The sequence below is a fragment of the Paractinoplanes atraurantiacus genome, assembly GCF_900215205.1.
Classification (GTDB): Bacteria; Actinomycetota; Actinomycetes; order Mycobacteriales; family Micromonosporaceae; genus Actinoplanes; species Actinoplanes atraurantiacus.
This window is the reverse complement of the sequence record NZ_OBDY01000004.1, coordinates 430,459-447,822: the sequence shown is the minus strand read 5'-3', so window position 1 is coordinate 447,822 and position 17,364 is coordinate 430,459. Positions and strand designations below refer to the sequence as shown.

17 protein-coding genes are annotated in these 17,364 nt (G+C 71.0%); 14 read left to right on the top strand and 3 right to left on the bottom strand.

From position 1 onward, the window contains the following. Positions 1-146: 146 nt before the first annotated feature. The 4 genes from rplU (at position 147) to CRP55_RS14050 (ending at position 2,768) form a co-directional block, all read left to right on the top strand. Complete coding sequence (gene rplU, locus CRP55_RS14065) at positions 147-461, top strand: 50S ribosomal protein L21 (protein WP_097320298.1); 315 nt, start codon at positions 147-149, stop codon at positions 459-461. Positions 462-469: 8 nt separating this feature from the next. After that, on the top strand, positions 470-727 hold the full coding sequence (gene rpmA / locus CRP55_RS14060; RefSeq protein WP_097320297.1) for a 50S ribosomal protein L27: 258 nt from the start codon (positions 470-472) through the stop codon (positions 725-727). A gap of 76 nt (positions 728-803) precedes the next feature. Continuing rightward, positions 804-2,309 carry a GTPase ObgE gene (obgE, locus tag CRP55_RS14055; protein ID WP_097320296.1) on the top strand — a complete coding sequence of 502 codons (1,506 nt, stop codon included), beginning with the start codon at positions 804-806 and terminating at the stop codon, positions 2,307-2,309. Positions 2,310-2,369: 60 nt separating this feature from the next. Beyond that, positions 2,370-2,768 (top strand): GNAT family N-acetyltransferase, encoded by a 399-nt coding sequence (locus CRP55_RS14050; protein WP_245922985.1) that lies wholly within the window; start codon positions 2,370-2,372, stop codon positions 2,766-2,768. On the opposite strand, the gene trpS is transcribed toward CRP55_RS14050, so the two are convergent. Beyond that, the gene (gene trpS, locus CRP55_RS14045) at positions 2,757-3,731 is read right to left on the bottom strand and encodes a tryptophan--tRNA ligase (protein WP_097320294.1); all 975 of its coding nucleotides are present in this window, start codon (positions 3,729-3,731) and stop codon (positions 2,757-2,759) included. The two genes, CRP55_RS14050 and trpS, sit on opposite strands and share 12 nt — an antisense overlap. A gap of 204 nt (positions 3,732-3,935) precedes the next feature. Here trpS and pepN point away from each other — a divergent pair, with 204 nt between their 5' ends. The 7 genes from pepN to CRP55_RS14010 all read left to right on the top strand — a co-directional run bounded on the left by pepN (position 3,936) and on the right by CRP55_RS14010 (position 10,997). Beyond that, a complete protein-coding gene (gene pepN, locus CRP55_RS14040; protein ID WP_097320368.1) occupies positions 3,936-6,431 on the top strand; it encodes an aminopeptidase N in 2,496 nt (831 codons plus the stop codon). A gap of 52 nt (positions 6,432-6,483) precedes the next feature. Further along, entirely contained in the window at positions 6,484-7,989 is a 1,506-nt protein-coding gene (locus CRP55_RS14035) for an ATP-binding protein (RefSeq protein ID WP_097320293.1), read from the top strand. Between the two features lie 14 nt (positions 7,990-8,003). Beyond that, entirely contained in the window at positions 8,004-8,588 is a 585-nt protein-coding gene (gene nadD, locus CRP55_RS14030) for a nicotinate-nucleotide adenylyltransferase (RefSeq protein ID WP_097320292.1), read from the top strand. Between the two features lie 62 nt (positions 8,589-8,650). Next, entirely contained in the window at positions 8,651-9,040 is a 390-nt protein-coding gene (gene rsfS / locus CRP55_RS14025) for a ribosome silencing factor (RefSeq protein ID WP_097320291.1), read from the top strand. After that, positions 9,037-9,666, top strand: coding sequence for a histidine phosphatase family protein (locus tag CRP55_RS14020; RefSeq protein ID WP_097320290.1), 630 nt, complete (start codon positions 9,037-9,039; stop codon positions 9,664-9,666). The genes rsfS and CRP55_RS14020 overlap by 4 nt, the downstream gene beginning before the upstream one ends. Positions 9,667-9,700: 34 nt before the next feature. Continuing rightward, a complete protein-coding gene (locus CRP55_RS14015) occupies positions 9,701-10,123 on the top strand; it encodes a hypothetical protein (RefSeq protein ID WP_097320289.1) in 423 nt (140 codons plus the stop codon). A gap of 28 nt (positions 10,124-10,151) precedes the next feature. After that, positions 10,152-10,997: a DegV family protein gene (locus CRP55_RS14010; RefSeq protein ID WP_097320288.1), complete on the top strand. Its 846-nt coding sequence runs from the start codon at positions 10,152-10,154 to the stop codon at positions 10,995-10,997. Here the strand turns inward: CRP55_RS14010 and CRP55_RS14005 are convergent. Next, a complete protein-coding gene (locus CRP55_RS14005) occupies positions 10,994-12,046 on the bottom strand; it encodes a DUF1444 domain-containing protein (protein WP_097320287.1) in 1,053 nt (350 codons plus the stop codon). The two genes, CRP55_RS14010 and CRP55_RS14005, sit on opposite strands and share 4 nt — an antisense overlap. A gap of 4 nt (positions 12,047-12,050) precedes the next feature. Further along, the gene (locus tag CRP55_RS14000; protein WP_245922977.1) at positions 12,051-12,812 is read right to left on the bottom strand and encodes a putative protein N(5)-glutamine methyltransferase; all 762 of its coding nucleotides are present in this window, start codon (positions 12,810-12,812) and stop codon (positions 12,051-12,053) included. A 550-nt stretch (positions 12,813-13,362) separates the two neighbouring features. Between CRP55_RS14000 and CRP55_RS13995 the strand changes: the two genes are divergently transcribed. Genes CRP55_RS13995 through CRP55_RS13985 form a run of 3 tightly spaced genes read left to right on the top strand, consistent with a single transcriptional unit; the run spans position 13,363 to position 17,274 of the window. Beyond that, the gene (locus CRP55_RS13995) at positions 13,363-14,265 is read left to right on the top strand and encodes a ComEA family DNA-binding protein (RefSeq protein WP_097320285.1); all 903 of its coding nucleotides are present in this window, start codon (positions 13,363-13,365) and stop codon (positions 14,263-14,265) included. Further along, entirely contained in the window at positions 14,262-16,730 is a 2,469-nt protein-coding gene (locus tag CRP55_RS13990; RefSeq protein WP_097320284.1) for a ComEC/Rec2 family competence protein, read from the top strand. The genes CRP55_RS13995 and CRP55_RS13990 overlap by 4 nt, the downstream gene beginning before the upstream one ends. Positions 16,731-16,737: 7 nt before the next feature. Continuing rightward, on the top strand, positions 16,738-17,274 hold the full coding sequence (locus CRP55_RS13985; protein ID WP_179855159.1) for a GNAT family N-acetyltransferase: 537 nt from the start codon (positions 16,738-16,740) through the stop codon (positions 17,272-17,274). The last annotated feature ends 90 nt before the right edge of the window (positions 17,275-17,364 follow it).

Below are 17,364 nucleotides of genomic sequence, written 5' to 3'. Positions count from 1 at the left end.
GTCCCCAGTTTGGGGAAGGTGCCCCTGATGAAGTACGCTTTCGGACGGCGCTTTTCTAGTGTCGTGTTCCCGTGTGTAAACCCGGGACCAGCAACATCCGCCAAGCAGTGCCTTTCGCTGCGTAAGTCTCAGGGAGTCCGCGTCCGATGTACGCGATCGTCAAGACCGGCGGCAAGCAGTACAAGGTTGCCGAGGGCGACGTGATCGAGGTCGAGAAGCTCGTGGGTGCGCCCGGCGATGCCTTGACGCTCGCCGCGGTCCTCCTCGTCGACGGTGACAACCTGGTGACCGATGCGGCCAAGCTTGCCAGCGTGACGGTGTCCGGCGAGATCGCCGAGCACACCAAGGGTCCGAAGATCCGGATCCACAAGTTCAAGAACAAGACCGGATACCACAAGCGCCAGGGGCACCGTCAGCCGCTGACGAAGATCAAGGTCACCGGCATCAAGAGCGGGAAGTAGGACCACTCATGGCTCACAAAAAGGGTGCATCCAGCTCCCGTAACGGTCGTGACTCCGCCGCCCAGCGGCTCGGTGTCAAGCGGTTCGGTGGCCAGCTGGTCAGCGCGGGCGAGATCCTGATCCGCCAGCGCGGCACGAAGTTCCACCCGGGCGAGCTCGTCGGCCGTGGTGGCGACGACACGCTGTTCGCCCTGGCGACCGGCAACGTCCTGTTCGGCACGAAGCGTGGTCGCAAGACCGTCAGCATCGTTCCGGCGGCGGAGTAAGTTTTTAAGAAGCGGGCCGCGGACCCTCGGGGTCCGTGGCCCGCTTTCTTTTTGTTTTACCTAAGGAGTTCGAGCAGTGACCACGTTCGTCGACCGGGTTGTGCTGCACCTGCAGGCGGGTGACGGCGGGCACGGCTGTGTCTCGGTGCGCCGCGAGAAGTTCAAGCCGCTCGGCGGCCCCGACGGCGGCAACGGCGGGCACGGCGGCGGCGTCACGCTGGTCGTCGACCCGCAGATCCACACGCTGCTCGACTTCCACTTCCACCCGCACGTCAAGGCGTCCAACGGCGGCGGCGGCGCCGGCGCCAACCGCGACGGCGCCAACGGCAAGGACCTGGTCCTCAAGGTGCCCGACGGCACGGTCGTGCAGACCGCCGACGGTGAAGTGCTGGCCGACCTGATCGGCGCCGGCACCACCTTCGAGGTGGCCCGCGGCGGCCGCGGCGGCCGGGGCAACGCCTCGCTGGCCAACACCCGCCGCAAGGTGCCGGGCTTCGCCGAGCTCGGCGAGCCGGGCGACCAGCTCGACGTCGTGCTCGAGCTCAAGAGCGTGGCCGACGTCGGCCTGGTCGGCTTCCCGTCGGCCGGCAAGTCCTCGCTCATCTCGGTGCTCTCCGCGGCCAAGCCGAAGATCGCCGACTACCCGTTCACCACCCTGGTGCCCAACCTGGGCGTGGTGCAGGCCGGCGAGCAGATCTTCACGATCGCCGACGTGCCGGGCCTCATCCCCGGCGCGGCCACCGGCAAGGGCCTGGGCATGCAGTTCCTGCGGCACATCGAGCGCACTTCGGTGCTGGTGCACGTGCTCGACGCGGCGGCGCCCGAGATCGAGCGCGACCCGCTGGCCGACCTCGACGCGATCGAGGCCGAGCTGTCGGCGTACGGCGGCCTCGAGGACCGCCCGCGGCTCGTCGTGCTCAACAAGATCGACATTCCGGACGGCCGCGACCTGGCCGAGATGGTCCGGCCCGACCTCGAGGCCCGCGGCTACCGCGTCTTCGAGGTCAGCGCGATCACCCGCGAGGGCCTCAAGGAGCTGACCTACGCCCTGGCCAAGGTCGTCGAGGAGCACCGGCTGGCCACGCCCGAGCCCGAGCCGACCCGCGTCGTCGTGCGGCCGAAAGCGGTCGACGACTCCGGCTTCACCATCGAGCAGGACGAGGACGGCGTCTTCGTCGTGCACGGCGCCAAGATCGAGCGCTGGGTCCGGCAGACGAACTTCGACAACGAGGAGGCCGTCGGCTACCTGGCCGACCGGCTGGAGCGTGTCGGCGTCGAGGACACCCTGGTCAAGAAGGGCGCTCAGCCGGGCGACCCGGTGCGGATCGGCGAGCGCGAGTTCGACTGGCACCCCAACGCCGGCGAATACGTCGCGGGCCCGCGCGGCACCGACGCCCGCCTCGAGGAGGAGAGCGGCCGCGCCTCGGCCGCCCAGCGCCTCGCCGCCCGTAAGGCCCGCCGGGTCCGCTCCGACGACGAGCTGCTGCACATGGCGGCCGACGGCACGGTCACCAGCGTGTCCAACGCCAATCGGCCCGTGTTGGTTGAGGATGTCGACGATGAGGACGACACCACCGAATAGGCAGTCGTCCAGATTGCGGCAACCATCCGGAAACGGACGTCGCTTAGAGTCACGACCGTGATGATCGAAGCGCGGCCCGCCCTTGACCCCGAGCTCGCCGCGCTGGTTGCGGCGCAGCAACACGAGCTGCGCTCCGCAGCCTTCACCCCCGACGATGACGCTACGTACCTGGTGGCGATCGTGGACGGCCGCGCGGTGGCCTGCGCGGCCTGGCGGCCGACCCTCGACCCCGGGATCGCCGAGCTTCAGCGCGTGTACGTGCGCCCGGCGTTCCGGGGCCGCGGCATCGCCCGCCAGCTGATCGTCTGGATCGAGGAGGAGACGCTGGCCGCGGGCCGCTCGATCATCCGGCTCGAGGCCGGCCCGTGCTCACCCGCGGCCCGCGCCCTCTTCCAGTCGTCGGGCTACGACCAGGTCGACGGCGCGTTCGTGAAGCGCGTCGTGGCGTTAGTCCAATAGGCCCAGGGCCGCGCGCACCTTGCGTACGGTCTCCTCTGCCCTTGGACGCACCCGGGCCCGGCCCTCCGCCAAGATCTTCTGGAGGTGGCCGGGGTCGTCGGAGAGCTCGGCGTGACGCGCCCTGACGGGCGCGAGGACTGCCTCGATCGCGTCGGTCACCTCGCGCTTCAATTGGCCGTACGAGGTGAACGCGCCCGGCTCCTCGCCCGTGCAGGCCCGCAGGATCTCCAGCAGGTTGGTGACGCCGGGCTGGCCCTCGGGGTCGTGCCGGACGACGCCGACGGTGTCGGTGACGGCCCGGGAGACCTTGCGGCGGATCACGTCGGGCGGGTCGAGCAGCCCGATCCGGCCGGCCGGGTTGACCGAGCTCTTGCTCATCTTCCGGGTCGGATCGGTCAGGTCCATGATCCGTTCGGCGGCGCCGGGGCGGATGGCCTCGGGCACGGTGAAGGTGGGTCCGTAGCGGTTGTTGAAGCGGACGGCGATGTCGCGGGCCAGTTCGAGGTGCTGGCTCTGGTCGTCGCCGACCGGCACGTGGTCGATGTCGTGCAGCAGGATGTCGGCCGCCATCAGCACCGGATAGGTGAGCAGGCTGAGCCGCACCGGGCCGCCCGCCGCCGACTTCTCCTTGAACTGGATCATGCGGGCCGCCTCGCCGTAGCCGGTCACGCATTCGAGCAGGTAGTGCAGCTCGGAGTGCTCCGGCACCTGCGAGTTGGCGATCAGGGCGGTGCGCCCGGGGTCGACGCCGGCGGCCAGCAGCAGGGTCGCCACGTCGAGGGAGTTGGCCCGGAGCCGTTGGGGATCGTGTTCGACCGTGAGCGCGTGCAGGTCGGCGATCATGGCGATCGAGTCGGTGGTCGCCGGGTCGTCCTGTGCGGCCACGAGCGGGCGCATCGCGCCGAGCAGGTTGCCCAGGTGCAGGTTGCCGGTGGGCTGGAAGCCGGTGAGGCGGCGGGTCATGACGGGTCCTTCCGGGTCGGGGCTACGCCCTCCGGATGACCATGGAAACGAGAAACGGCCGCCCGAAGGGGGCGGCCGTTTGTGCGCGAGGGGATAGCCGCCCGATCAGGGCAGCCACCAGCTGAGGTTCGCGCAACGCATGAACCCACCATAGCAACGGGGTGGTGGTGTGACGCCAGTGTGAATACCGGCATGATGGTCGTCATGCCGAGCCTGACCCGCGCCGAGGCCACCGCCCGCGCCGCCACCGTCGACGTCCACGAGTACGAGATCGACCTCGACCTGACCGCCGAGGGCGACACCTTCGGCGCCCGCACGGTGGTGCGTTTCTCGACCAGGCCCGGCGCCTCGACCTTCCTCGAGTTCGAGCCGGTCTCGGTCGCCTCGATCACGCTGAACGGCGCGCCCGTCCCGGCCGCGGCCATGGACGGCGAGCGGCTGCACCTGAGCGACCTCGCCGAGCACAACGAGCTCGCGGTCGACGCGGTGATGCGCTACTCGAACGACGGCGAGGGCCTGCACAAATACGTCGACCCGGCGGACGGCTCGACGTACCTCTACCAGCACATGTTCATCAACAACGCGGGCCGGATCCTGCCCAGCTTCGACCAGCCCGACATGAAGGCGTCGTTCAAGGTCAGCGTGACCGCGCCGGGCGGCTGGCTGGTGGCCGCGAACGGGCCGCTGGTGACCGGACGGGAGGGGCGCTGGGAGTTCGCTCCGACCAAGCCGATCTCGACCTATCTGTGCTCGCTGATCGCCGGCCCGTACCACTCGGTCACCAGCGAGCACGACGGCATCCCGCTGGCCCTCTACGCGCGCAAGGCGCTGGCCGAGCCGCTCGAGGCCGAGGCGCCCGAGATCTTCGAGGTCACCCGGCAGTGCCTCGACCGGTTCCACGAGATCTTCCACATCCGTTACCCGTTCGGGCACTACCAGCAGGCGTTCGCCCCCGAGTTCAACTTCGGCGCGATGGAGTACCCGGGCCTGGTCGTCTTCCGGGACGAGTTCATCTACCGCTCGGCGGTCACCGAGAGCGAGCGCGAGCACCGGGCCAACGTGATCGCGCACGAGATGGCCCACATGTGGTTCGGCGACCTGGTCACCATGGCCTGGTGGGACGACCTGTGGCTGAACGAGTCGTTCGCCGAATATCTCGGCACCCGCATCGCGTCCGAGGCCACCCGCTTCCCCGACACGTGGACCACGTTCGCGATGCAGCGCAAGGCGTGGGGCCTGCGCGCCGACCAGCACCCGTCGACCCACCCGGTGGCGCCGGCCGAGGTCACCGACACCGACCAGGCGCTGCTCAACTTCGACGGCATCTCGTACGCCAAGGGCGCGGCCGTGCTCAAGCAGCTCGTGGCCTGGGTCGGCGACGAGGCCTTCCTGGCCGGGGTGAACGCGCACTTCGAGGCGCACGCCTACGGCAACGCGACGCTGGCCGACCTGCTCGGGGCGCTGTCGGCGGCGAGCGGGCGCGACCTCACCACCTGGGCCGACGTCTGGCTGCGCCGGGCCCAGGTCAACACGCTGCGGACCGAGGCGGTCCGGGAGGGCCGGGCGTACGCCTCGGTGGCCGTTCTCCAGACGGCGCCGGAGCAGTACCCGACGCTGCGGCCCCACAAGGTCGGCCTCGGGCTCTACGACCGCTCGGCCGACGGCGCGGTGGTGCTGCGCAAGCGGGTCGAGATCGAAGTACAGGCCACCGGGCGCACCGAGGTGCCCGAGCTGGCCGGCGAGCCGGTCGCCGACCTCCTGCTCCTGAACGACGGTGACTTGACGTACGCCAAGATCCGTCTGGACGAGGAGTCGACGGCGGCCGTGCCGGCCCTGCTGCCCCTGATCGACGACTCGCTGGCCCGGGCCGTGCTCTGGGCCTCGACGCTCGACGCGGTCGTCGACGGCGAGCGCCCGGTGGCCGAGCTGGTCACGCTCGTGCTGGCCGCGCTGCCGGTCGAGTCCGAGGTCGTGGTGGTCGAGGACGTGCTGCGGGCCACCCGCACCCTGGTCGACCGCTATTCGACACCGGAGACCCGCCCGGCCGCCCTCGAGCTGGTCGCCCAGGCCGCCGACCGGCTGCTCGCGGTCTCCGAGGCGGGCGGGTCGCGTCAGCTCGCGGCGGCCCGCGGCCTGATCGGCGCCACCGTCGACGTGAAGCGCCTGGCCGGCTGGCTCGAGGGACGCGAGGTGCCGGACGGGCTGGCGATCGACGCCGACCTGCGCTGGCTGATCGTCTACCGCCTGACCGTGCTCGGCGCCGCCGACACCGCCATGATCGACGCGGAGTTCGAGCGCGACCGCAGCACCACCGGCGAGCAGTGGGCGGCCCGGGCGCGGGCGGCCCGGCCCGACGCCGAGGCCAAGGCGGCGGCCTGGGAGTCGATCATCGGCGACACCAAGCTGTCCAACCGGCTCGTCGAGATGACCGCCTCGGGCTTCTGGCACGCCGAGCAGCTCGACCTGATCCGCCCGTACGTGGCCCGCTACTTCGCCGACATGCCCGAGATGATGCGGGTGCGCAGCGGCATGAGCGCCGAGAAGACGGCCACGTACGCGTTCCCGGCCATCATGGTCGAGGCGGACACCCGGCGGCTCGCGGCCGAGCTGCTGGCCTCGGACGATCTCGACCCGATCCTGCGGCGCGTGGTCCAGGACGCCGACGACGATCTCCGCCGGGCGCTGGCTGCGCGCTTTTGACCTTTCGCCACGCTTTCACCCGATACCCTCGGAGATCAACGGGGGTGAAGGCGTGGAGTGGTCCGAGGAATTGGCCGGTGGCCTGCTGCAAGCCGCCCCGGACGCCATCCTGGTCATATCCGGCAGCACGATCGTGCTCGTCAACGACCGGGCGGTCGAGCTCTACGGCTATACGCGGGACGAACTGGTCGGCCTCGACGTCGACGAGTTGATCACCGAGGATGCTCGGACGATGCTTCCCGAGCGCCGCCGGCGCATCGAGGAGGGGCGTCCGGGCCCGATCGGCGCTGTCACCACCAGCGTGCGGCGGCGCGACGGCTCCGAGATACCGGTCGAGTCGTCGGTCTCGATCGTCGACACACCGCAGGGCCGGCTCGCCCTCGCCGTGATCCGCGACCTGTCCGAGCGTGACCGGGCCGAGCGGGAGAAGGCCCGGCTCCGGGCCGAGGCGCAGACCCACCGCAGCCAGCGGCTGGAGAGCCTGGGCCAGCTCGCGGGCGGCATCGCGCACGACTTCAACAACATGCTCGGCGTGATCGTCAACTACGCGAGCTTCGTGGTCGAGGAGGCGGAGTCGGCCGAGCCGGACGTGAAGATGATCGCGGCCGACGCCAAGCAGGTCATCAAGGCGGGCGAGCGCGGCACCGATCTCACCCATCAGCTGCTGGCGTTCGCCCGGCGCGAGGTCGTACGGCCGCAGGTGCTCGACCTGAACAAGGTGATCGCGGACGTCCAGGCGATGCTGCGCCGGTCGATCGGCGAGCACATCACGCTCCTGTTCCGGCCCGAAGCCGACCTGCCGCCGGTGACGTGCGACCCCGGGCAGATCGAGCAGCTGCTGGTCAACCTGGCGCTGAACGCCCGCGACGCGATGCCGGCGGGCGGCAACCTGGTGATCGACACCGGGCGGCACGGCGATCAGGTGCGGCTGCGGGTGTCCGATTCGGGCAAGGGGATGACGCCGGACGTGGTGGAGCGGGCCTTCGAGCCGTTCTTCACCACGAAGGCCAGCGGGGAGGCGACCGGGCTGGGGCTGGCCACCGTCTACGGCATCGTCACCCAGGCCGACGGCGAGGTCGGCATCACCTCCGAGCCGGGTCTGGGCACGACGGTGACGGTGTTGTTGCCGGCCTCGTCCACCGTCGCGACGTCGCCTGTGCCGACAGAACCGGCGGCTGATACGCAGGGCCACGGGGAGACGCTGCTGGTGGTGGAGGACGAGGCGGCGCTTCGTGATGTGGCCGCACGGATCCTTTCCGGCGCCGGCTACCAGGTGCTCAAGGCCGAGTGCGGCACGCAGGCGCTCGACGTCGCCTCGGGTCATTCCGGGCAGATCGACCTTCTGCTGAGCGACGTGGTGATGCCCGGAATGCTAGGCAAAGAGCTTGCCGAGCGTTTGGTACGAGAGAGGCCGGATACCCGAGTGCTCTATATGTCCGGTTACGCCCAGCCCGTACTCCACTCGCAAGGCACCTTAGATCCGGGTGTCGCGCTGCTGGAGAAGCCTTTCACAGCGGATGACCTGCTAGCCGCCGTACGAAAGCGTCTAGATGGTTGATCTATTCTTCTTCGATGCAAGGACGCCGTATCGGCATCATGGGCGGGACGTTCGATCCGATCCACCATGGCCACCTCGTCGCCGCGAGCGAAGTGCAGGCGCGCTTCGATCTTGACGAGGTCGTTTTCGTGCCGACGGGTCAGCCGTACGAGAAGGGCAAAGTCTCTCCGGCCGAGGACCGTTATCTGATGACGGTGATCGCGACCGCCTCGAACCCGCGGTTCCACGTCAGCCGGGCCGACATCGACCGTGACGGTCCCACCTACACCATCGACACCCTGCGTGACATGCGGGCGATCTACGGCGGCGACTCGAAGTTGTTCTTCATCACGGGAGCCGACGCCCTCTCTCGCATCCTGGGCTGGAAGAGCGCGATGGAGATGTTCTCCCTGGCCCACTTCGTCGGCGTCACCCGGCCCGGCTTCGAGCTCACCGACGAGCACCTGCCGCGCGACAGCGTCACGCTCGTGGAGGTGCCGGCGATGGCCATCTCGTCGACCGACTGCCGGGCCCGGGCGACCGCCGGCAAGCCGGTCTGGTACCTGGTGCCGGACGGAGTCGTTCAATACATCAACAAGCGCGGGCTCTATCGGGGCTAAGGGAATGTCATACCTGTGTGAGAGGCTTGAACTCACCTGGACACCTACCCGAGGGGACTTTCTTGTCCGTTACCGAACGCGCTCTTGAACTGGCGATGGCTGCCGCGCAGGCCGCCGCCGACAAGAAGGCGCAGGACATCGTCATCATCGACGTCGCCGACCAGCTCTACATCACCGACGCCTTCGTGATCGCCTCGGCGTCCAACGAGCGTCAGGTGATCGCCATCGTCGACGCCATCGAGGAAGCGCTGCTCAACCTGCCGGAGAAGGCGAAGCCGGTCCGCCGTGAGGGTGAGCGCCAGGGCCGCTGGGTCCTGCTCGACTACGTCGACATCGTCGTGCACATCCAGCATGCCGAGGAGCGCGAGTTCTACGCCCTCGACAAGCTGTGGAAAGACTGCCCGACCATGCCGTTCGTCGACCGCGACCTGGCCGACGCGGAAGCGCAGTGACCCGCCTGATCGTCTGGCGGCACGGCAACACCGACTGGAACGCGGGGTCCCGCGTCCAGGGGCAGACCGACGTGCCGCTGAACGACCTCGGCCGGCAGCAGGCCGTGGACGCCGCCGAGCTGCTGATCAAGTTCAAGCCGGACGCGATCGTGGCCAGCGACCTGCAACGGGCCTCCGACACCGCGGCCGCGCTGGCCGCGCTCAGCGGGCTGTCGATCACGTTCGACAAGCGGCTGCGGGAGCGCTATTTCGGCGCCTGGCAGAGCCTCACCATGACCGAGGTCGCCGAGCGTTTCCCGGCGCAGTATGCGGCGTGGAAAGCCGGCCAGGAGGTCGGCGGCGAGGTCGAGACCCTCGAGGCGCTCGGCGCCCGGGTCGCCGACGCGCTGCGTGAGGCGGCCGCCTCGGTGCCGGCCAACGGCACGGTCGTGGTCGCCACACACGGCGCCGCCGCCCGCCAGGGCGTGGCCCGGGTGCTGGGCTGGTCGATGGAGCAGGTCCGAACGCTGCGCGCGCTCCAGAACTGCCACTGGATCGAGCTGACCCACGACGACGACCGCGGCTGGCAGCTGGCGACGTACAACGTGGGCCCCTTCACGGAGCGGCCTTCTCCGCCACCGGTGTAGGGAACCCGCGAAGATCCGGTAGCGTCCAAGCATCATGCTGACGACTCGTGCCGTTCCTGCCGTACTGCTCCTCGTGCTGGCCGCGGGCTGCGCCAGCAGTGACCCGGCCGCCGCGCCGGCGCCCGCGCCTTCGGCCTCGGCCTCGCCCGCTCCCTCCGCCTCGGACGTGATCGACCTGCCCGTGCCCACCAAGGCGTCCGGTCCCACCGGCGAGCCCAGCCGGCCGGCCGCCGGCGCCAAGACGATCACGGGCACGGTGACCGCCGGGGTCGAGCCCAACTGCCTGCTCCTGAGCGACTCCTCCGGGTCATATCTGCTCATCTTCGACGACGCGGCGATGCGCTCCGACGCCACGGTCGGCCGCAAGGTCACGGTGGTCGGGCAGACCAAGGAGGGCATGATGTCGACCTGCCAGCAGGGCACGCCCTTGCTGGTGACGTCGATCCGCGCGGCCTGAGCACAGCAGGTGCTGTTAAGTTGCCCGCATGCCCGTCGCGGTCGTCACCGACTCCACCGCGTACCTCCCCTCCGAGCTCGGCGGCACCTACGACCTGACGGTCGTGCCGCTGACCGTGGTGATCAACGGCGTGGACGGGCTCGAGGGCCTGGAGATCCAGCCGTCGGAGGTGGCCCGGGCGCTGGGCGGCCGGCGCTCCCAGGTGAGCACGTCCCGGCCGGCGCCGGAACAGTTCGCGACGGCGTACAAGGAACTGCTCGAGGCGGGCGCGGACGGGATCGTCTCGGTCCATCTGTCGGCCAAGCTGTCCGGCACCTATGAGGCGGCGGCGCTGGCGGCGTCCGAGGTCGGCCCGTCGGTGCAGGTGGTCGACAGCGGCACGACGGGGATGGGGCTGGGCTTCGCGGCGCTGGCGGCGGCCAAGGCCGCTTCCGACGGTCAAGACCTTTCGGGTGTACGGGATGAGGCGGTGACCCACTCGTCGAGGGTGAGCACGCTGTTCTACGTCGACACGCTGGAGTTCCTGCGCCGCGGCGGGCGGATCGGGGCGGCGCAGGCGCTGCTGGGCACGGCGCTGTCGGTGAAGCCGATCCTGCACGTGGTGGACGGCTCGATCGTGGTGCGGGACAAGGTGCGCACGGCCGGGCGGGCCCTGGCCAAGCTGGTGGACTTCGCGGTCGAGGCGTCCGGCGAGGGTGAGGTTGACATCGCGGTGCACCACTTGGAGGCCGAGGACAGGGCAACGGCCTTGGCCGACGCGGTGGCGATGCGCCTGGGCGACCGCATGCGCGACTGCTACATCACCGAGATAGGCGCCGCGGTGGCCGCCCACGTGGGCCCAGGCCTGGCCGGCGTGGTCGTGCACCGCCGCTAGGCCTCCGCGGGCCACCCTTCGGCGGCCCAGCGCTGCGGGTCCAGCCCTGGCGCCTTGCTGAGGTGGCGGGCCAGGTCCTTCCAAGCGACGGTGCGGTCGCCGACCTGAACGTCGTCCGCCTTGGGCAACAAGGTCGGCTCGTCACGGTTCCAGACGGCTTTCGTACGCCAGCCGGCATGTTCGTCGCCGGTCAGCTCGATGCCGGCCAGTGGCTTGTCGGGCGTCTGCTCCCGCTGGAGGGCGTACTGCTGGATCGCGAGGATGCGTTCGGCTCGGCCGGCTGTGTGGTGCAACGGGTGGTCGCGGGGAGCCTGGTAGGGGATCGTGCAGCCGTGGGCGTCACTGACGTACGCCATCGGGGTGATGGGTCTCAAGGATTTCGCGTAGATCTCCTCGGCCTGAGTGAAAAGGGCCGGGAGATGCCGGCTGCCGTCGGCGGTCACCAGGAGAGTGCCGCGTTCGGGGGCGAAAGCCACGGGGGAGCCGCCGACCTGCGGGGCCAGGCGTTCCAGCCAATGCTCCAGCAGCAGGTGGGAGACCCAGTAGGAGTCGCCGTCGTCGACGAAGTGGACCACTACCGGCTCGGCGGCCTCGCCCTGGAGGACGGCGCCGGAGAGGTTGGCGCGGGCGGCGGCGAAGACGTCGTCGGGGCGTACACCCCACTTCTCGGGTTGGTCCGCGGTTACGTAGATCATCGTCTCGGGGTGGTCGACGACCACGTGCTCGTAGAGGAACGGGAGAACCGGGCGGCGCAGCGGGTCGCCGGGGGTGACGCCGCGGAGGACGGGGCGGAGCAAGGGGCGTACATCTGACCAAGCCGGAGGAAGGACGGCCGGGAGAAGACCGGCCAGATGATGGTCTATGTCCTTTTTCTTGCGGCTCGTGAAATGGGCGAGCTCGACGATCGTGGGGACGTCGTCGCCGGGCGGGGTCCAGTGCAGCTGGAAGGTGTGCGCGTCGTAGCGCGCGCCGGTGACGCCGGCACGGCGGAGACGCCGCATGACCCGGGCGGCCAAGCGGGCCCGGGCAAGCCTTCGCAGCAGGCCCACCTCGTTACTCCCTCTTCCGGCCTCGGACCACTCGCGCTTCGAGATCTTCGTCGTAGATCACGTCGGCGTCCAGACCCTGTTCGGTCACGGTCCGGACAGCGATTTCCTCTTGCGCCTCGGTGATTTCGGAGAGGAGTACGCCGCGGGGGGCGAGCCACATCATGGCCTGCCCGGCGACGCGGCGGAAGATGTCGAGTCCGTCGGCGCCACCATCGAGGGCGGAGGCGGGCTCGTGGTCGCGGGCCTCGGCCGGGAGCAGGGGGATGTGGGCGGTGGCCACGTAGGGGACGTTGGCCAGGATGACGTCGAATCGTAGATCTGCGGGCAGAGGGTCGTAGAGGTCGCCCTGGTAGGCTCGGGTGACGCCGTTGTCGCGGGCGCAGGCCACGGCGACAGGGTCGATGTCGGTGGCGTGGAGCTGGACGTCCTTGTGCCGCTTGACTGCGAGCCCGAGGGCGCCGGACCCGCAGCAGAGGTCGAGGACCAGGTGAGGGTCTTCTTCCAAGGCGGTGCGGACCAGGAGTTCGCTGCGGACGCGGGGGACGAAGACGCCCTTGCGGAGGGTGACCCGGATGCCGGCGAAATCGGCGTAGCCGACGACCTGTTCGAGGGGCTCACCCTGGGCGCGGCGGGCGACCATCACGGCGAGGCGGGCGTCGTCGGCGGCCGCCGCACTCAAGATGCCGGCCTCGTCCTCGGCGAAGACACACCCGGCGGCGCGGAGCCGCTCGACGGCGGTGACCAGCGCGGATTCGGTGATTGTCACGGTGTTCCCATAGCACGTTCGAGGGTGGGTCGGTGGGTTATCCACAATGCACCGCTGTCCACAGGGCCGGAAGCGCGGGGTCGCCGAAGCCCCTAACGTCCGGCCCGTGCGAGAGCGGAAGAATGCGGACGAGGCCGTGGCGGAGAGGCTGCGGTCGGCACTGGCGCCCGGCCCCGACCAGGGCCTGGCCGACCTCGCGGTGGTGGGCGAGCCGCTGAACTGGTCGGACATTATCCCAGCGTGGCCCGACGACGTCGACCTCGACCCGGGGACCGCGCCTGTTCAGCCTTCGCCGGCGGTTGATGCGGCTTTCGTCGCGGCGCCGGCTTCGTCTGGGCCGGCCTCGGCTGACGGATCGTCGCCTGCGGAGGGCCGGTTTCGGGCGGGGTCGGCCTGGGCGACGCCGCCTGGCCGTGTCTCTGAGGCGGTTGCTCCTCCGGGCCGTGTGCAGGGTGGCGCTGGGGGTGATCCGGCGCCGGCTGATGCGGCGCGGCGCCCGCTGCCGCCGCCGGCCTGGGTTCTGCCGGAGAGGGACGAGCCCAACCCGCCCATGCCCTCGTCCCCCTCCACCTCGCTGCTGGGGGCCTCGTCGGATTCGGCTCTTTATGGCGATTTCTCACCTTCCGGTGCTCTGCCGCAGCTTCGGGACTCCGCGTTTCCGCCCGAGGCCGACTCGTCCGCGTATGCGTGGCCGGAGGGGCCCGAGGATGAGGAAACCGGGCTCAGCGCGGCCGGTGCTTTCGGCGGGCGCGACAAGGAGGGGCGGCGTTTCGGGCTGGGGGCCTTCGATCCGGGGCGGCGGGGCGTGAAGGCGCTGGCCGTGGTCGCCGTTCTGGTGATCGTGATCGCCGCCGTTCTGGCGTGGCGGGCCCGTCCGCAGGTCGACTCCGTCGAACCGCCGGGGTTCGAGTCGGCGCAGTCCACGGACGACACCGCCGCCAGCGCCGACGCGAGGACGGCGGGTGGGACGGGGCCGGGCGCTGCGGGGCCGGGTTCGGCCTCCGGGACGGCGGATGTGGTCGTTGCGGTGGGTGGCAAAGTTCGGCATCCGGGCCTGGTCCGTCTGCCTGCCGGCGCCCGCGTGGCCGACGCTCTCAACGCCGCCGGCGGCGCCGACCCCGGCGTGGACGTGGCCCTGCTCAACCTGGCCCGCAAGGTCGTCGACGGCGAACTGATCCTCGTCGGCGTCACCCCACCACCCGGGGTCGTGGTGCCGACCGGCCCGGCCGCCCCGGCCGCGGGTGGCACCCCCGCTCCCGGCGCCCCGGTCAACCTCAACACCGCCACACTGTCCGACCTGGACACGCTGCCTGGCGTAGGGCCGGTCCTGGCCCAGCGCATCCTCGACGCCCGCGACGCACAGGGCGGCTTCAAGGCCGTCAGCGACCTGCGCAAGGTCGACGGCATCGGGGACGCCCGTTACGAGCAGCTCAAAGACCTGGTGACGGTATGAAGCCGAGCCTCAGGAACGGCGCCGGCGAAAGGCCGTCCCCGCCCGGAGCGGCGCCGAAGCAATCCGGTGTGGCCGACCTCCGACTGGCCGGGTTCGCCTTGGCGACCTGGCTGTCCTCGCTGGCCGCTCTCTACCTGTCGGCGCTGTCCGGAACGTTGCTGGGCGCGGGCGCCGCCGTGCTGGCCGGCGTGGTCGGAACGCAACCCCTGTGGCGAAGGGGCTCAGCCGGCCGACGTCCGGCGCCTCGCCGGCCGCCCGGTGGGCGGCTTGGGCTCGATGCCTCTGTGCGGCGGGTTGGGGCTGTGCGGTGGGTTGTGGTGGCCTCTCTGCTCGGGGTGGCCTGTGGGGGTGTGTCTACCGCGGCGCGGGTCAGTGTGCGGGAAGCGGGGGTGTTGGTTGCGCTTGTGCGGGCGGGTGAAGCCGTACACCTGGAAATGGTTGTCAAGGATGACCCTCGGGCTCTGCGGGGGTCGCCGGGGATGCCGGCGACCTATCTCGTGGCGGTTGAGCTGGTGATGATTCGGGCGGACGAGGCCGCGCCTGTGCGGTTGTCGGCTCGAGGGCTGGTGCTGGGGAGCGATCCGGGATGGCGTGGGCTGTTGCCGGGGCAGCGGGTGACGGCCCGGGGGAAGCTCATGCCGCCGCGTGGGGGTGATCTGCGGGCGGCCGTGGCGTCGGTGCGGGAGCCGCCGACATTGGTGGGGGAGTCGTCGTGGGCGCAACGGGCGGCGGGTGTTCTGCGGGCGGGGCTCCAGCGGGCGTGTGAGCCGCTGCCCGATCGGCCCGGTGGGCTGCTGCCGGGGCTCGTGGTGGGCGATACGAGCCGGTTGGACCCGGCGCTCGAAGACGACTTCCGGACTACGGGGATGACTCACCTCAACGCGGTCTCCGGAGCCAACGTGGCGATCGTGGTGGGGGTGGTCCTGTTCGCGGTGCGGCGTACCCGAGCCGGGCCGGTGATCACGGCGTTGGTGTGTGCCGCGGTGCTGGTGGGGTTCGTCATTCTGGCGCGGCCCTCGCCGAGCGTGGTGCGGGCGGCCGCGATGGGGGCGATCGGGCTCCTGGGGCTGGCCTCGGGGCGGTCCCGGGCCGCGTTGCCCGCGCTGGCGGCGGGGGTGGCCGTGCTGATCCTGGTCGACCCGGAGCTGGCGGCCGATCCGGGGTTCGCGCTGTCGGTGCTGGCCACGAGCGGTCTGCTGCTGATCGCGCCGGTCTGGCGCGATGCGCTGCGGCGCCGTGGGTGCCCGGCGGGGCTGGCCGAGGCGCTGGCCGTTCCGGCGGCGGCCCAGGTGGCGTGCGGGCCCGTGGTCGCGGGGCTGTCGGGCACGGTCAGTCTGGTCGCGGTGCCGGCGAACCTGCTGGCGGTGCCGGCCATCGCGCCGGCCACCCTGCTCGGGGTGGGCTCGGCGGTGCTGTCGCCGGTGTGGCCGGCGGGGGCCGAGTTCGCGGCCTGGGGCGGACACTGGCCGGCGCGGTGGCTGGTTTTGGTGGCGACCTACGGCGCCCGGGTGCCGGCGGGGGCGCTGCCCTGGCCGGGCGGGGTGGCCGGGGCGGTGCTGCTCGCGGTGGTCACGGTCGGGCTGCTGGTGGCGGCGCGGCGGCCGCTGATCCGGCGGCTGGTCACGGTGGTGGCGCTGGGCGGCGTTCTGGGTGCGCTTCCCGTGCGGCTGTTGGCGTCGGGGTGGCCGCCGGCGGGCTGGGTGGTGGTCGCGTGTGCGGTGGGGCAGGGCGACGCCGTCGTGCTGCCGGCCGGCAAGGGCAGTGCGGTGGTCGTCGATGCCGGGCCGGAGCCGAACGCCGTCGATCATTGCCTGCGGCGTCTGGGCGTACGGCGAATCGTGCTCTTCGTGGCGAGCCACTTCCATGTCGATCACATCGGCGGGGTGACCGGTGTCTTCCGTGGGCGTGAGGTGCTCGCGGTCGCGGGGCCGGACTGGCCCGAACCGCCGGCCGGGCGTTCGGCGGTGGCGGCCGCGGCGGGGCGGGTGCCGCTGCGGGTGATCCGCTACGGATGGACGTACGAGGTGGCGGGGCTGGAACTGTCGGTGCTCGGGCCGATCGCGCCGATGCGCGGGACGAACTCCGACCCGAACAACAACTCGCTGGTGCTGCGGGCGCGCGTGGACGGGCGGACGGTCCTGCTGGCCGGGGACGCCGAGACCGAGGAACAGGAGGATCTGCTGCACCATCTGGGGCCGGAGGCGGTGCGGGCCGACGTGCTCAAGGTTGCTCACCACGGTTCGAGCTATCAGTCGCCGGCGTTCGTGGACGAGATCGACCCCGAAGTGGCGCTGGTGTCGGTGGGGCGGGACAACGACTACGGGCATCCGAACGCGTCGCTGCTGGCGCGCCTGAGCCGGGGCGGGGCGCGCGTGGTGCGTACGGACCAGTCGGGCGACATCGCGGCGGTGGACGCCGGCCGTGGGCTGGCCGTGGTGGCCCGGGGCAGTCCGCCGACCGCATGATCATGGGGTGGAGCTTGAAGTGATCGAGGCGGGGGAGATCAGGCTGCGGCCGTTCTCGGTGGCGGACATCCCGTGGGTCTACGAGGTGTCGCTGGATCCGGCGGTGCAGAGGTACCTGCAGATTCCGATTCCCTATCGGATGTCGGATGCGGACTACTTCGTACGGGAGATGGCGATCGCGGCCTGGGATCGCCGGCAGCGGGCCGAGTTCGTGGTCGAGCGGGCCGGGGAGGGCGTGCCGTTGGGGCGGGCCGGGTTCGGGTTGGACGGGAGCGGGGCGGCGCAGATCGGCTACTGGATGGACCCGCGGGCGCGCGGGCGCGGACTGGCCACGGCGGCCGTCCGGGCGTTGTGCGGGTGGGGGTTCGGCACACTCGGGCTGGGACTGATCGAGTGGCGGGCCGAGGTGGGCAACGTCGCGTCCCGCCGGGTCGCGGAGAAAGCGGGCTTCCGCTACGAGGCGATTCTGCGGCAGCGGCTGGTGCACCGGGGCGTACGGGTCGACGCCTGGATCGGGTCGATGCTGCCCTCCGACCTGCGGTGATCGCGGTGTGGTGACGACACGCCCGGGGTCGTCCTTTCGGGCACTGCTTGTCGCGGGGGACGGGGGTCGATGGACATTCGGGTCGTCGCG

Excerpts from the sequence above, each read along its gene's own strand:
- rpmA (WP_097320297.1), top strand. The coding sequence starts at position 470 with ATGGCTCACAAAAAGGGTGCATCCAGCTCCCGTAACGGTCGTGACTCC.
- rplU (WP_097320298.1), top strand. The coding sequence starts at position 147 with ATGTACGCGATCGTCAAGACCGGCGGCAAGCAGTACAAGGTTGCCGAG.
- trpS (WP_097320294.1), bottom strand. The coding sequence starts at position 3,731 with ATGACCCGCCGCCTCACCGGCTTCCAGCCCACCGGCAACCTGCACCTG.
- pepN (WP_097320368.1), top strand. The coding sequence starts at position 3,936 with ATGCCGAGCCTGACCCGCGCCGAGGCCACCGCCCGCGCCGCCACCGTC.
- CRP55_RS14050 (WP_245922985.1), top strand. The coding sequence starts at position 2,370 with ATGATCGAAGCGCGGCCCGCCCTTGACCCCGAGCTCGCCGCGCTGGTT.
- CRP55_RS13995 (WP_097320285.1), top strand. The coding sequence starts at position 13,363 with ATGCCCTCGTCCCCCTCCACCTCGCTGCTGGGGGCCTCGTCGGATTCG.
- nadD (WP_097320292.1), top strand. The coding sequence starts at position 8,004 with ATGCAAGGACGCCGTATCGGCATCATGGGCGGGACGTTCGATCCGATC.
- CRP55_RS14015 (WP_097320289.1), top strand. The coding sequence starts at position 9,701 with ATGCTGACGACTCGTGCCGTTCCTGCCGTACTGCTCCTCGTGCTGGCC.
- CRP55_RS14010 (WP_097320288.1), top strand. The coding sequence starts at position 10,152 with ATGCCCGTCGCGGTCGTCACCGACTCCACCGCGTACCTCCCCTCCGAG.
- CRP55_RS13990 (WP_097320284.1), top strand. The coding sequence starts at position 14,262 with ATGAAGCCGAGCCTCAGGAACGGCGCCGGCGAAAGGCCGTCCCCGCCC.